Consider the following 13,828-nt stretch of genomic DNA (forward strand, 5'->3'; position numbering starts at 1 on the left):
GAAGGAGCAAGCCGTTGGCGGCAGTTGTGCTTAGCCGAATTGGCTGAGTGGCGATCGGCTTTGTGTTCTGCCGTTGACAACATTCTAACCATGCTGCTCGGCCGGGCAGGCCAGGTGATATGCCGGGCAGGGGTGATGGGGTATCGGATAAGGCATGCCTCGGATTTGTAGCAGCTCGTACGGTAAACGCGCATGTTTGACATGACCTCCTTGCTGTTGGGCGCAGCGATTTCCGGCATCGGCCTCTGCCTGACGATGCTCACGCTCGTGCGCGGCGATGAAGCGTCGCGCTATAAGATCACCTGGGCGATCGGAGCCGGACTTTTCGTTTGCCACGTCTTTGCCTACTACGCGTTCGCGCATGGCGCATCGCTGCCCGTGGGTGCGCTCGCATGTGCGGTGCAGTCGGTCGCGGCCCTTTGCCTGTACGTCTCTGTCCGGCAATTTACCGACAAGAGCTTCAGGCCGCTCACGACGTTTCTGTCGATCGCCGTTCCTTATGTCCTGATCGTGCCGACGATATTTGCGGCCGGCTACGACGGGATTGCCCTCGTAATGCAGAATGCCGTTACCGGCACGCTGTTGTTGATGGGGGCGGTGGTCTATCTGCGCATCTTGCACGAGACTCCGACAGTCATTGCGGTGATCTCGGTGCTCTATGCCCTCACGGGCGTGAGCTTCCTCATGTGCGGGCTGGTGATCTTCCTCGATGGCCAGTGGAGCATAGGCTACCCACCGGACAACTGGGCCGAGAAGCTTAACGTTGTCATTTCGGTTCTGGCGATCAGCGGGGCAGGGGCATTGACCCTGTCTCTGGATCAGGCGCGGGTCGCGCGAAAAAACCAGTTGACTGCGATGAGCGACCCGCTGACCGGGCTGCTGAACCGTCGCGGTCTCGCATTCGGCCAGAGCGATGTGTTCTTCACGGACACGGCGATCGTGCTCTTCGACCTGGATCATTTCAAGCAGATCAACGACCGGCATGGCCACGCGGTGGGTGATCTCGTGATCCGCTCTTTCGCCGACATCTTGCGCCTGGCGGGGCGGTCGGCGGACCGGAAGGCCCGGCTGGGTGGCGAGGAGTTCGCAATGATCATGCAGGGCGTCTCGCCGCCGGAAGCACGAGGGCTTGCGGAACATGTGTCCGCCACCTTTGCAATGCTCGATATCCGCAACGAGCAGGGCGAGACGTTCCGCTGCACTGTCAGCGCCGGCATCGCGTTCGGCGAAGCCGGTGGGGCGGAGATGGAAGAGATTCTCGCCCGCGCCGACCAGGCGCTCTATGCGGCCAAGCGGGATGGCCGCAACCGTGTCGTCATCGGCAAGCTGCGCGTCGCCAGCTAGCTATTCCGCCGCGTCGACATACGCCGTCAGCGGCGGGCAGGAGCAGACGAGGTTGCGGTCGCCGGCAACATTGTCGACGCGCGAGACCGGCGGCCAGTATTTCGAAGCGGGGTCCGCGCGTCCGTCCGGGAAGGCCGCGATCGAGCGCGGATAGGCGTGCGCCCAGTCGTCGGCAAGTGCATCCGCTGCCGGATGAGGCGCGTTGACGAGCGGATTGTCGTCCTTCGGCCACTCGCCCGCCGCGACCCTTGCGGCCTCTTTCGCGATCGAGATCATCGCGTCGCAGAAGCGGTCGATCTCGCTCTTCGGTTCGGATTCGGTCGGCTCGACCATCAACGTGCCGGCCACCGGCCACGACATGGTCGGCGCATGGAAGCCATAGTCGATCAGCCGCTTGGCCACGTCCTCGACGCCGATGCCCGCGGTGTCCTTGAGCACGCGCGTGTCGAGGATGCACTCATGCGCGACCCGGCCGCTGCGGCCGCGATAAAGCACCGGATAGTGCTCCTTCAGCCGTTCGGCGATGTAGTTGGCGTTGAGGATGGCGCTCTCCGTCGCCTTCTTCAGCCCGTCCGGCCCCATCATGCGGATATACATCCAGACGATCGGCAGGATCGCCGCCGAGCCGAATGGCGCGGCTGCCACCGCATGGCCCGAGCCAGAGGCGACATGGCCCGGCACGAAGGCGGCCAGGTGCGACTTGACGCCGATCGGCCCGACGCCCGGACCGCCACCGCCATGCGGGATGCAGAACGTCTTGTGCAGGTTCATGTGGCACACATCCGCGCCGATGTCGCCCGGCCGGGCAAGGCCGACCAGCGCGTTGAGGTTGGCGCCATCGAGATAGACCTGCCCACCTCGGCTGTGGATCGTCGCGCAGATGTCCTTCACACCCTCCTCGAACACGCCGTGCGTGGAAGGGTATGTGATCATCAGCGCGGCAAGCTCGCCGGCATGCTGCTCGGCCTTCGCCGCCAGGTCGGCGAGGTCGATATCGCCGTCGTCGGTGCATTTCACCACCACGACCTTCATGCCCGCCATCGCCGCGCTCGCCGGATTGGTGCCATGCGCGGAGGAGGGGATCAGACAGACAGTGCGGTGGCTGTCGCCGCGGCTCTCGTGATAGCGCCGGATCGCCAGCAGTCCGGCATATTCGCCCTGGCTGCCGGCATTGGGCTGCAGGGACACGGCGTCGAAGCCGGTGATCTCGCCGAGCCAATTCTCCAGGTCCGCGATCATCTTGAGATAGCCGGCCGCCTGCGCGCGCGGCGCGAACGGATGCAGCGCTGCCACCGTCGGCCAGCTCACCGGCGCCATCTCGGCCGCCGCGTTCAGCTTCATCGTGCACGAGCCGAGCGGGATCATCGCCCGGTCGAGCGCAAGGTCCTTGTCGGACAGCCGGCGCAGCAGGCGCATCATCTCGGTCTCGGAGCGATGGTCGTGGAACACCGGCTGGGTCATGAAACCGTCCGTGGTGCGGCGCGCAGGCAAGGTGCCGTCTGCCGCAGCCGGAACGCTGCCGCCGAGGATCGCGGCGAGAGCGGCAAGATCCGCCTCCGTGGAAGTTTCGTCGAAGACGACGCTGATGCGGTCGTTATCGAGCGCGCGCACGAGCCTGCCACCGTCTTCTGCCGCCGCTGCGAAAGCCTTCGCACGCGCTGGCGTTTCGAGCGTGACCGCGTCGAAGATCCGGTCGCCGACAGTTGCAAAGCCCGCCGACGCCGCAGCCGCCGCGAACCGCGCGGCGAGCGAGTGCACCCGCTCGGCGATGGCACGCAGGCCGTCCGGCCCGTGCCAGATCGCATAGGCCGCCGCCATGTTGGCGAGCAGAGCTTGCGCGGTGCAGATGTTGGACGTCGCCTTGTCTCGGCGGATGTGCTGCTCGCGCGTCTGCAAGGCGAGCCGGTAGCCAGGACGTCCCTTGCTGTCGACCGACTGGCCGACGATGCGGCCCGGCATCAGCCGCGTCAGCGGCTCGGCCACGGCGCAATAGGCGGCATGCGGCCCGCCATAGCCCATCGGCACGCCGAAGCGCTGCATCGAGCCGACGGCGATGTCCGCACCCCAGGACGCCGGCGCTTCGAGCAGCACCAGCGCCAGCGGGTCGGCCACCGCGATCACCAGCGCCCCGGCCGCCTTGGCGGCGGCGATTGCCTGAGCAAAATCGCCATAGACGCCAAGCGTATCCGGCCATGGCACGACAAGGGCCGCGGTCTCTGCGTCGACAGGCGCGTGGCCGATCTCAATGCCGAGCGGCTGCGCGCGCGTCTGCACCACGTCAAGCGTCTGCGGATGCAGCGCGCCTGCGATCGAGATCTTGTGGCGCTTGTCCTTATGATGCCGCACCGCAATGCCGATCGCCTCTGCGACCGCCGTCGCTTCGTCCAGCAGCGAGGCAGATGCCACCGGCAGGCCGGTCAGTTCGGCCACCAGCGTCTGGAAGTTGAACAGCATTTCCAGCCGGCCCTGGCTGATCTCTGCCTGATACGGCGTGTACGCCGTGTACCAGGCCGGGTTCTCGAACATGTTCCGCTGGATGACGGGCGGCGTGAACGTGCCGTGGTAGCCTTGGCCGAGGAAGCTCTTCAGCACCTTGTTGCCCGCCATGATGGCTGACAGTTCGCCCAGAGCCTCCGCCTCGCTTGCCGCCGGCGGCAGGTTCAGCGGCCGGTCGAGCCGGATCGAACGTGGCACGGCCTGGCTGATCAGCGTCTCGACGGACGGCACGCCGAGGACTTTCAGCATCTCTCGTTCGTCCCGCGTGCGCGGGCCGATGTGGCGGGAAACGAAGGCTGCGGTCATCGGAAAATCCTCAGGCAATCATCGCGGCATAGGCGTTGGCGTCCATCAGTCCGTCGAGCTGGGACGGATCGGCAAGCTTCATCTTCCACAGCCAGCCGTCGCTCTCTGCGCCGGAATTGACGAGTTCGGGGGTGCCCGCCACGGCGTCGTTGACTTGCGTGATCTCGCCGTCGACGGGGGCGTAGACGTCGGAGGCCGCCTTGACGGACTCGACCACCACCGCCGCGTCGCCCTTGGCGACGGTCCGCCCGACCTCTGGCAGTTCCACGAAGACGAGGTCGCCGAGTTGCTCCTGCGCGTGGTTGGTGATGCCGACGGTCGCGATATCTCCGTCAACGCGGATCCATTCGTGATCTTGGGTAAACCAGGTTTTCATGTGAGATCAGCCCTTGAAATAGCGGTGGGGAACGAAGGGGAGGGAATGGACGGAAACCGGCAGGCGGTTGCCGCGGACTTCTGCGAAGAGGGCGGTGCCCGGCGCTGCCAGCGCCACCGGAACATAGCCCATCGCGACGGGCGCCTCGGCCGAGGGACCGAAGCCGCCTGAGGTGACGTGCCCAGCTGGGTTGCCGGTGGCATCGAAGAGTGCTGCGCCAGCGCGGACCGGCTGGCGACCTTCGGGCCTGAGGCCGACGCGTTTCCGGCGCGGTCCCTGCGCGATCAGAGCGGCCAGCGCCTCGGCGCCGATAAAGCCGCCGGCCTCGCGCACGGGCTTCGCGATCGCCCACATCAGGCCGGCGTCGACCGGGTTCGTCTCGGGCGTGATGTCCTGCCCATGCAGGCACAGTCCCGCTTCGAGGCGCAGGCTGTCACGCGCGGCAAGCCCGATCCACATCGCCTCGCCGCTCGCCAGCAGCGCGTTGGCGAGTGCTGCGCCGTCCTGCGGCGGCACGCCGATCTCGAACCCGTCCTCGCCGGTATAGCCCGAGCGCGACATGAACCAGCCGGGCTTCGGTTCGATGCCGTGCATGAAGGTGAGGCCGGAGATGTCGAGGCCGGCTTTCGCCGCGATCGACGCCGCCGCGGGGCCCTGGAGGGCCAGGAACACCCGGTCGAGCGGCGTGACGGTCGCCTGGAACTTGACTGCCAGTGCCTTCAGATGCGCTTCGTCGGTCGCAGCATTGCCGGCATTGGCCACGACCATGAACCGTTCCGGCCCGAGCCGCGTGACGATCAGATCGTCGATGATGCCGGCGTCCTCGGTAAGGAAGAAGCTCAATTTCGACTGGCTGATCTCGAGCGCTTCCGGATCCAGCGGGCAGGCGCGGGCGAGCAGCGCCGCGGCACCCGGCCCTTCGACCAGGAACAGCTTCATGTGGGAGATGTCGAAGAGCCCTGCCGCGGCGCGCGTATGAAGGTGCTCCTTCATCACGCCTGCCGGATAGGTGAGCGGCATCGACCAGCCGCCAAAGCCGCCAAAGCGTGCGCCGGCTGCGACATGCAGCTCTTCGAGGGGAAGGCGTTTGAGATCGCCCGTATCGGTCATAGGCACTCCAGAGTCGCGCGTTATCCGCCGCTTTCGCGGCATTCTCGCGCCCCTCTGTCTGATGCCTGAGAGACTCGCGCAGCCGGAACCCTGTCAGCGGCGCTTACACCTTCGGCGCGGGGGCATACCCCGACTTTCCAGAGCGTCTTGACCGGTAGGCGGTTCTTTTGCCTGAGAGATTTCGGGCGATTTCCCCTTCGGCGGCAGCTCTCGCTGCTCTCTCCCGCGAACCGGTGGAGCCTTGCGACTCCCGACGGCCGGAAGCTAGCCGATCACGATCGGCTTGTCACGCGGCGACAAGGAATATTCCAAAGGCGGCTTTGCGCCTATTCCCGCTCTTCCGCCAGCCGGCGCAGTTCGCGCTGCAGGCGCAGGATGATCTGGCCAGTGTCGGCATGCATGCGCTGCAGCTTCTCGAGCTGGGCGGCGATGGCCAGAAGCGGATCTGGACCGATATCGTCCGATGGCGCCTCGCCGACGCCGTGCAGGAGCCAGACCAGGTTCACGTCCAGCACGCCCTCGATCAGCTTGAGGTGCTCGACGCTCGGCTCAGAACGGTCGCTCTCCCATTCCTGGATCGTCTTCGGCTTCACGCCGACGCGGCGCGCAACATGCGCGGTCGACAGGCCCTTCGATTCGCGCGTGCGCGACAGGCGTCCGCCGAGCGTATCGGCGTCCGGCGGCTCGTTCCGCAGGGTCCTGATGATGGCCATGGCGCACTCCCTACGATCATTCTACCGCTGACTACACCCATTTTGCCCGGCAAAGGATGGCCATCGAGCGACGGTCATTGCGCCAGACGCGCCGCATGCCAGCGAAGATGGTCGTCCATGAAGGTCGAGATGAAGAAATAGGAGTGGTCGTAGCCCGGCTGCATCCTGAGCGTCAGCGGAATGCCGGCATCCTTGCAGGCCGCTTCGAGGAGCCACGGCCTGAGCCCGTCCTGCAGGAAGCCGTCCGCCTCGCCCTGGTCGACCAGCAGTTCGGGAAACCGTGCTCCGTCCTCGATGAGGGCGCATGTGTCGTAGGTCCGCCAGGCCCGCTGGTCCGCACCAAGATACCTGGCGAAGGCCTTCTTCGACCAGTCGGCGGTCGAGGGCTGTACAATCGGGGCGAAGGCCGAGCAGCTGCGGAAACGGCCCGGGTTCTTGAGCGCAATGGTCAGCGCACCCTGCCCGCCCATCGAATGACCGAAGATCGACTGCCGCGCCATGTCGGCCGGGAAATTGGCCGCGACCAGCGCCGGCAGTTCCCGCGTGACATAGGAATACATCCGGTAGTTGGCGGCGTACGGGGCCTCGGTCGCATCGACATAGAAGCCTGCGCCGGAGCCGAACTGCCAGTCGTCCTTCTCGTCCGGCACGTGCTCGCCGCGCGGGCTGGTGTCGGGGCACACGACGATCAGGCCGAGCTCGGCGGCCATGCGCCGGTATTCGCCCTTGTCCATGACGTTCTGGTGCGTGCAGGTCAATCCCGACAGATACCAGAGCACAGGGCAGGGGCCGTCCGCGGCCTGCGGCGGCACGAACACCGCGAAGGTCATGTCGCAGCCACAGGTCTCGGAGGCGTGGGAATAGACCCCCTGCACGCCGCCGTGGGATTTCGAGGTCGATATTGTCTTCATGCCATTTCCCATCAGCTGAGACTGACCACCAGATTGACCGCGGCCGCCACCAGTACGGTGTTGAAGAAGAAGGAGACGATGCCGTGGACGATGTTGGTCGCCCGCATTCTCTGCGTCGTCACCGCCACGTCGGAGGTCTGCGCCGTCATGCCCGTGACGAAGGCGAAATACACGAAATCGATGCCGGCGGGATTTTCCGTGCCGGGAAATTCGAGACCACGGCGATGCCTGTGCTTCTCTGCCGGCCCGTCCGGCTGCCAGTAGACATGGGCGTAGTGCATCGCGGCCATCATGTGGATGGTGAACCAACCGAGCGGCACCGCAGAGAGCGCCAGCGCAAGGTTGAGCGCATGCGGCTCGCCGTCCTGGTTGATGAGGACGAACAGCGCCGCGATGGCCGCAACCGCGGCACCGAGCGTGACCAGGAAGATGATCCACACCGGCTCGTCGTCGGCCGAGGCCTGCGTCCTGAGATGGTCCGCCGTCAGACGTGTGAGGCCCGCGAATGTCAGAACCAGATAGACGGCGAAAAAGGCATTCGCCGCGATGACCGTCGCTTTCGTAATGGGTAGCCAGAACGCCAGAAGCGCGCCGGCGACACCGGCGGCGAGCGCGCAGTAGAACGGGACGTGACGCCGTGTCGGAAGCCTCATGACGGGTGCCGGAGCGAGTGCGTGATCATGCCGGCTCGATGAGCTCAGTCTCGATAGAAAGCTGGCGGGCAAGCGCGGCCAGCCGCCGATCGGCCGTCGCCAGCGGCTCGCGGCGCTGGAGCGCCAGCGCCAGATAGAGGCAGTCGTAGACCTTGTGGTTGTGCGTGGCTGACAGGCGAACGGCGTTCGGAGTGAGAGACGAGTCGTCTATGAGAGTCGTAATGACCTTTGGAATACGGCCTACCGCCGTGAAAACATCATCGGCGGAAATCTGTCCTGCTCGCATGTATTTCAGCAATGCGTTGGCCGCCTCGGGCAGCACGATTTGCGGGGCTGCAAGGTCGCTCCGCGCCATATATGTCGAGGCAGCGGCGCTGAATGGTGACGGAACGTACCAGTAGGTCGTCAGGTTCGCGTCAACGATCATCGTCGAGATCCGGCAGGTAGGGTCGCGCATCCCGTTCGTCGCGAGCTTCCTGCATGATCCGTAGCGTCGTTTCGAGGTCGACCGGCTTGGAACGCGCGCGGATCTTTTCCGCTTCGCGGATCAATTCGGTGCGCGACACCGCGCCCTTCTCCGCAATCGCCTCGCGCGCCAACTGCTCGGCGGATTTGCCGGCCGCGCGGGCGCGCTCCTTGAAGCGCTCCATCACGTCGTCGGGGATGTTCCTGATTACCATGCTGGCCATGACGCCACCTCGTCTGATATCGCAATGATATCACACCTCCGGCCAATCATAAACCGCTTGCCGCCTTCTTCGCCCGTCGCACCGCCTGGTCGAGCGCGCCGAGGAAGGCGGAGCGGTCGCGCGGGGTGAAGGCGGCATTGTAGCCCTTGCTCTCGCCGGTCTCGCGCAGGTGTTGGCCGAGGTTGCGCATCGCCACGGCCATGCCGATCGTGTCGGGCGTGAAGGGGCGGCCGGTCGGACCGAGCACATGCACGCCGGCCGGTACCAGCCGGGCCGCCAACGGCACGTCGGCGGTCACCGCCACGTCGTTCGGCTTGGCGTTCTCCACGATCCAGTCGTCGGCGGCGTCGAACTTGCCCGAGACGACGACGTTGCGGATCATCGGGTCGCGCGAGGGTCGCAGCCCCCCGTTGGCGACGAACACGACCGGCAGGCCGTGCCGCTCCGCCACGCGCACCACCTCGTCCTTCACCGGACAGGCGTCGGCGTCGACATAGACGGTCGGGCCGTCGCTCATCCCGGCAGGTGGCAGCGCACGAGGTTCACGCCCGCTCCCTCCGATCCCGAGATCGTCAGGCTGTCGGGAGAGGGGAGGGAAAACAGGAGCGTCTGCATCCCCACATCGCCCTCGGCCACGCACTCGGCGTCCACCGTCGCGCCGTCCTTCGTCAGCGGCGTCTCGGGCATGTTGCACATGCTCTCGTAGCGCCGGATCGTCGTCGGGGTGATCACCGCGAAGATCTCCAGCGCCTCCTGGTCCACTTTGGCGCAGTCGCTCGCCTGGACCGCCCAGACGCCGACATAGGCCGGGCCGACGCCCGCCGCGGCAGCCTTCGCCGCCGCCCGCGTGTCGGTGCGCAGCTTTTCGGGCGGCGAAAGCGCCGCGGCCGGATCGCCGCTCACGACGGGGCGGCCGCCCTGAAGCTCGTTCAGGCGCTTCTCCAGGTTCTCCGTCGCCTGCTTGAAATCGTCCTGCGCATTCTTGACGATCTCGCCGACGGAAGCTCCCAGCTGCTCGGCCGCCTTGCGTGCCTCGTCGATGGCGGGCTGCGCGTCCTTCAGCGCCTGGTTCGCGGCGTCGCGCGCCTTGTCGAGGGTTGGCTGCAGGTCCTTCGCGGCCTTTTCGGCTGCCTCGCGCAGCTTGTCCAACCCTTCCTTCGCGGTCTCGGCGGCCGGCTTTTCGGGCGGCGCCGGCTGGGCCGGGGCCTCGGGAGCCGGCGGAGGAGCCGAGGGGGCCTGCGCCGTCTTTTCGTCCTCGCAGGCGCCAAGCGCGAATGCTGGCACGAGCGCACCGGCGATGAGAAGGCTTCGGATCTTGTTCATGCGTCAGCTCCCGATATCAGGACGAGCGAAACCCGGTTCGGGATGTTTGGTTCCTAATAGACCACCACGCTGCGGATCGACTCGCCGGCATGCATCAGGTCGAATCCCTTGTTGATGTCGTCAAGCTTCAGCGTGTGGGTGATCATCGGATCGATCTGGATCTTGCCCTCCATATACCAGTCGACGATCTTCGGCACGTCGGTGCGGCCGCGCGCGCCGCCGAAGGCGGTGCCCTTCCAGACGCGGCCGGTGACGAGCTGGAACGGACGGGTGGAGATCTCCTGGCCCGCGCCCGCCACGCCGATGACGATCGATTCGCCCCAGCCGCGATGGGCGCATTCGAGCGCCTGGCGCATCACCTTGACGTTGCCGGTGCAGTCGAAGGTGTAGTCCGCGCCGCCGATCTGGTCGGCGCCGCGCTTGGTCAGGTTGACGATGTAGGGGACGATGTCGCCGTCGATCTCGGTCGGATTGACGAAATGCGTCATGCCGAACTTCTCGCCCCATGCCTTCTTGTCGTTGTTCAGGTCGACGCCGATGATCATGTCGGCGCCGGCGAGCTTCAGGCCCTGGATCACGTTCAGGCCGATGCCGCCCAGGCCGAACACCGCAGCCGTCGCGCCGATCTCGACCTTGGCCGTGTTGATGACCGCGCCGATGCCGGTGGTGACGCCGCAGCCGATGTAGCAGATCTTGTCGAACGGTGCGTCCGGATTGACCTTCGCAACGGCGATCTCCGGCAGGACGGTGAAGTTCGAGAAGGTCGAGCAGCCCATGTAGTGGAAGATCTTGTCCTTGCCGATCGAGAAGCGCGAGGAGCCGTCGGGCATCAGGCCCTGGCCCTGCGTGGCGCGGATCGCCGTGCAGAGATTCGTCTTGCGCGACAGGCAGGACGGGCACTGGCGGCATTCGGGCGTGTAGAGCGGGATGACATGGTCGCCCTTCTTCAGGCTGGTGACGCCCTTGCCGACGTCGACCACCACGCCCGCGCCCTCGTGGCCGAGAATGGCGGGGAAGATGCCTTCCGGATCGGCGCCCGACAGAGTGAACTCGTCTGTGTGGCAGATGCCCGTCGCCTTGATCTCGATCAGCACCTCGCCCTCGCGCGGGCCTTCGAGGTCCACTTCCATGATCTCGAGCGGCTTTCCGGCGGCGACGGCCACGGCGGCGCGGGTCTTCATCAGGCATTCTCCCTAGGCATTGCGCGGGCAAACTTTCAGGTTTCGCCTAGCCGATCAACCCCGCCCAAGGGAAGCGGAAGTGCTCGTCCTCGCGAGATCAATCGATTCGCACAGCCGGCTTGACCATTGATCCGCTTGACCGCGGCCGCGCAGTCCATAAAAGGAAGCCGCATCGTGGGGGAAGAAGCGCCGACATGTTCAAGAAGATCCTGATCGCCAACCGCGGTGAAATCGCCTGCCGGGTCATCAAGACGGCGCGGCGGATGGGCATCGCCACGGTGGCGGTCTATTCCGACGCCGACCGCGACGCGCTGCATGTCGAGATGGCCGACGAGGCGGTCCATATCGGTCCAGCACCTGCCGCCCAGAGCTACCTCATCGCCGACAGGATCATCGAGGCCTGCAAGCAGACCGGCGCGGAAGCGGTCCATCCCGGCTACGGCTTCCTCTCCGAGCGCGCCTCCTTCTGCGCGGCGCTGGAGAAGGAGGGCATCATCTTCATCGGCCCGAAGCCCAAGGCGATCGAGGCGATGGGCGACAAGATCGAATCGAAGAAGTTCGCCAACGCGGCGAAGGTCTCGACCGTGCCGGGCTATCTCGGCGTCATTGACGATGCCGACCATGCGGTGAAGATCGCCAACGACATCGGCTATCCGGTGATGCTGAAGGCCTCGGCCGGCGGCGGCGGCAAGGGCATGCGCATCGCCTGGAACGACGCCGAATGCCGCGAGGGCTTCCAGTCGTCGAAGAACGAGGCGAAGTCGTCCTTCGGCGACGACCGGGTGTTCGTGGAAAAGTTCGTGGTCGACCCGCGCCATATCGAAATCCAGGTGCTGGGCGACGGCCACGGCAACGTGATCTATCTGGGCGAGCGCGAATGCTCGATCCAGCGCCGCAACCAGAAGGTCGTGGAGGAGGCACCGTCGCCCTTCCTCGACGAGGCGACCCGCAAGGCGATGGGCGAGCAGTCCGTCGCGCTCGCCAAGGCGGTCGACTACCAGAGCGCCGGCACGGTCGAGTTCATCGTCGACAAGGACAAGAACTTCTACTTCCTCGAGATGAACACCCGCCTGCAGGTCGAGCATCCTGTGACCGAACTGGTGACCGGGATCGACCTGGTCGAGCAGATGATCCGCGTCGCGGCGGGCGAGAAGCTGGCGATCAAGCAGTCGGACGTGCGCCTCAATGGCTGGGCGGTGGAAAGCCGCCTCTATGCCGAGGACCCGTATCGCAACTTCCTGCCGTCGATCGGCCGGCTGACCCGCTACCGTCCGCCGGCGGAGGGCAAGACGGGGGAGATCATTGTCCGCAACGACACCGGTGTGGTCGAGGGCGCCGAGATCTCGATGTATTACGACCCGATGATCGCGAAGCTCTGCACATGGGCGCCCGACCGGCTGGAGGCGATCGACGCGATGTCGGAAGCGCTCGACCAGTTCGTGGTCGACGGCATCGAGCACAACATCCCGTTCCTCGCAGCGCTGATGCAGCATCCGCGCTGGCGCGAGGGGCGGCTGTCGACGGGCTTTATCGCCGAGGAATTCCCGGACGGCTTTGCCCCGATCGAGCCGAGCGAGAACGACCGGCGCACGCTCGCCGCGGTGGCGCTGGCGGCCGAGCTGCTGCGCCGCGACCGGCTGGACAGGCTGGGCGGACGGCTGGCGCCGCATTCCGGCGCGATCAAGCCGGATTGGGAGGTTCGGGTCGGCGACGACTATGTGAAGGCCTCCATCATCGAGGGCATGGCCACGGTGCCGATGGAACTCGACCTGACGCTCGACGGCGGCAAGCCGGTGACCGTCGTGTCGAGCTGGCGGCCGGGCGAGGCGGTGTGGAACGGCACGATCGGCGGCCGCAAGGTCTCCGCGCAGGTGCGGCCGGTGCCGAACGGATACAGGCTCGCCTGGAAGGGCATGTCGGTGACGGCGCGCGCCATGCTGCCGCGCACCGCCGAGCTCGAAAAGCTGATGCCGGTCAAGCTGCCGCCGGACACGTCGAAGCTGCTGCTCTGCCCGATGCCGGGCATGCTGGTCTCTCTCGCGGTGGCCGAAGGGCAGGAGGTCAAGGCCGGCGAGACGCTGGCCGTGGTCGAGGCGATGAAGATGGAGAACGTGCTGCGCGCCGAGCGCGACCTCACCGTCTCCAGGATCAACGCCAAGGCCGGCGACAGCCTGGCGGTCGACGCGGTGATCATGGAGTTTGCTTGAGCGAACGCGAGGAGCTTGGACCGGCACCCAGCCTCGAATCCCTGGTCGGGCTTCGACTGTCGATCATCCGTCGTGTTGTCGACATGCTCATCCTGCACTTCGGGGCGATCCGGGAGACGCGCACCCGAAAGGGCAAGCTCGCTTACGTTGGAGAACTCTCGGTGCACATCTCCGGATCCTGGCGGATCGACGGACCAGAGAAGACGATCGTCGGGCAGGAAGACCTCCATGCGTTCGCAGGTGCCGAAAAGCCGGACAACTGGACCTACAAGAAGGGGAACACGCGTCTGGATGCCAAACTGGACGCGACCTTCCCCTTCGACGCGCAAGGGTGGCGCCCCTCCGACGCTGGCTTCACGGTAGCCTCGGTCGACATGTCTCGCTACGGCGACCTCAGTATCGGTTTCGTCAATAATTTCGCGATCAGGGCGTTCCCCTCTTATACCGAATACGAATGCTGGCGTTTGTTCGAGCCGGGTGGCAAGAGCGATCACCTGGTGGTTCCCGACTACAACTGAA

The 13,828-nt window shown here is 65.9% G+C and carries 14 protein-coding genes and 1 riboswitch; of the genes, 3 read left to right on the forward strand and 11 right to left on the reverse strand.

Annotation, left to right across the window (positions count from 1 at the left end; all coding sequences use genetic code 11):
- Positions 1-192: 192 nt before the first annotated feature.
- Positions 193-1,344, forward strand: coding sequence for a GGDEF domain-containing protein (locus B9Z03_RS15555; protein ID WP_085465041.1), 1,152 nt, complete (start codon positions 193-195; stop codon positions 1,342-1,344).
- Here B9Z03_RS15555 and gcvP read toward each other — a convergent pair whose 3' ends face one another.
- The 11 genes from gcvP to B9Z03_RS15610 all read right to left on the reverse strand — a co-directional run bounded on the left by gcvP (position 1,345) and on the right by B9Z03_RS15610 (position 11,102).
- Positions 1,345-4,146: an aminomethyl-transferring glycine dehydrogenase gene (gene gcvP / locus B9Z03_RS15560; RefSeq protein WP_085465042.1), complete on the reverse strand. Its 2,802-nt coding sequence runs from the start codon at positions 4,144-4,146 to the stop codon at positions 1,345-1,347. It lies immediately after the preceding gene.
- Between the two features lie 10 nt (positions 4,147-4,156).
- Positions 4,157-4,522: a glycine cleavage system protein GcvH gene (gene gcvH / locus B9Z03_RS15565; protein WP_085465043.1), complete on the reverse strand. Its 366-nt coding sequence runs from the start codon at positions 4,520-4,522 to the stop codon at positions 4,157-4,159.
- A gap of 6 nt (positions 4,523-4,528) precedes the next feature.
- On the reverse strand, positions 4,529-5,632 hold the full coding sequence (gcvT, locus tag B9Z03_RS15570; RefSeq protein ID WP_085465044.1) for a glycine cleavage system aminomethyltransferase GcvT: 1,104 nt from the start codon (positions 5,630-5,632) through the stop codon (positions 4,529-4,531).
- A gap of 149 nt (positions 5,633-5,781) precedes the next feature.
- Positions 5,782-5,868, reverse strand: a riboswitch (glycine riboswitch).
- A gap of 90 nt (positions 5,869-5,958) precedes the next feature.
- Positions 5,959-6,345, reverse strand: coding sequence for a helix-turn-helix domain-containing protein (locus B9Z03_RS15575; protein WP_085465045.1), 387 nt, complete (start codon positions 6,343-6,345; stop codon positions 5,959-5,961).
- Positions 6,346-6,419: 74 nt separating this feature from the next.
- Positions 6,420-7,256 (reverse strand): S-formylglutathione hydrolase, encoded by an 837-nt coding sequence (fghA, locus tag B9Z03_RS15580; protein WP_176247535.1) that lies wholly within the window; start codon positions 7,254-7,256, stop codon positions 6,420-6,422.
- Between the two features lie 11 nt (positions 7,257-7,267).
- Entirely contained in the window at positions 7,268-7,909 is a 642-nt protein-coding gene (locus B9Z03_RS15585) for a DUF1345 domain-containing protein (protein ID WP_085465047.1), read from the reverse strand.
- Positions 7,910-7,934: 25 nt separating this feature from the next.
- Positions 7,935-8,336 carry a type II toxin-antitoxin system VapC family toxin gene (locus tag B9Z03_RS15590; protein ID WP_176247536.1) on the reverse strand — a complete coding sequence of 134 codons (402 nt, stop codon included), beginning with the start codon at positions 8,334-8,336 and terminating at the stop codon, positions 7,935-7,937.
- The gene (locus B9Z03_RS15595; RefSeq protein WP_085465049.1) at positions 8,326-8,598 is read right to left on the reverse strand and encodes a FitA-like ribbon-helix-helix domain-containing protein; all 273 of its coding nucleotides are present in this window, start codon (positions 8,596-8,598) and stop codon (positions 8,326-8,328) included. The genes B9Z03_RS15590 and B9Z03_RS15595 overlap by 11 nt, the downstream gene beginning before the upstream one ends.
- A 46-nt stretch (positions 8,599-8,644) precedes the next feature.
- The gene (locus B9Z03_RS15600) at positions 8,645-9,115 is read right to left on the reverse strand and encodes a YaiI/YqxD family protein (RefSeq protein WP_085465050.1); all 471 of its coding nucleotides are present in this window, start codon (positions 9,113-9,115) and stop codon (positions 8,645-8,647) included.
- Positions 9,112-9,921 (reverse strand): hypothetical protein, encoded by an 810-nt coding sequence (locus B9Z03_RS15605; protein ID WP_085465051.1) that lies wholly within the window; start codon positions 9,919-9,921, stop codon positions 9,112-9,114. The genes B9Z03_RS15600 and B9Z03_RS15605 overlap by 4 nt, the downstream gene beginning before the upstream one ends.
- A gap of 53 nt (positions 9,922-9,974) precedes the next feature.
- The gene (locus B9Z03_RS15610) at positions 9,975-11,102 is read right to left on the reverse strand and encodes an S-(hydroxymethyl)glutathione dehydrogenase/class III alcohol dehydrogenase (protein WP_085465052.1); all 1,128 of its coding nucleotides are present in this window, start codon (positions 11,100-11,102) and stop codon (positions 9,975-9,977) included.
- Positions 11,103-11,296: 194 nt separating this feature from the next.
- Here B9Z03_RS15610 and B9Z03_RS15615 point away from each other — a divergent pair, with 194 nt between their 5' ends.
- Complete coding sequence (locus B9Z03_RS15615) at positions 11,297-13,309, forward strand: acetyl-CoA carboxylase biotin carboxylase subunit (protein WP_085465053.1); 2,013 nt, start codon at positions 11,297-11,299, stop codon at positions 13,307-13,309.
- Complete coding sequence (locus B9Z03_RS15620; RefSeq protein ID WP_085465054.1) at positions 13,306-13,827, forward strand: hypothetical protein; 522 nt, start codon at positions 13,306-13,308, stop codon at positions 13,825-13,827. Before B9Z03_RS15615 ends, B9Z03_RS15620 begins: the two co-directional genes overlap by 4 nt.
- The last annotated feature ends 1 nt before the right edge of the window (position 13,828 follow it).

The sequence above is a fragment of the Mesorhizobium australicum genome (genome assembly GCF_900177325.1).
Classification (GTDB): domain Bacteria; phylum Pseudomonadota; class Alphaproteobacteria; order Rhizobiales; family Rhizobiaceae; genus Mesorhizobium_A; species Mesorhizobium_A australicum_A.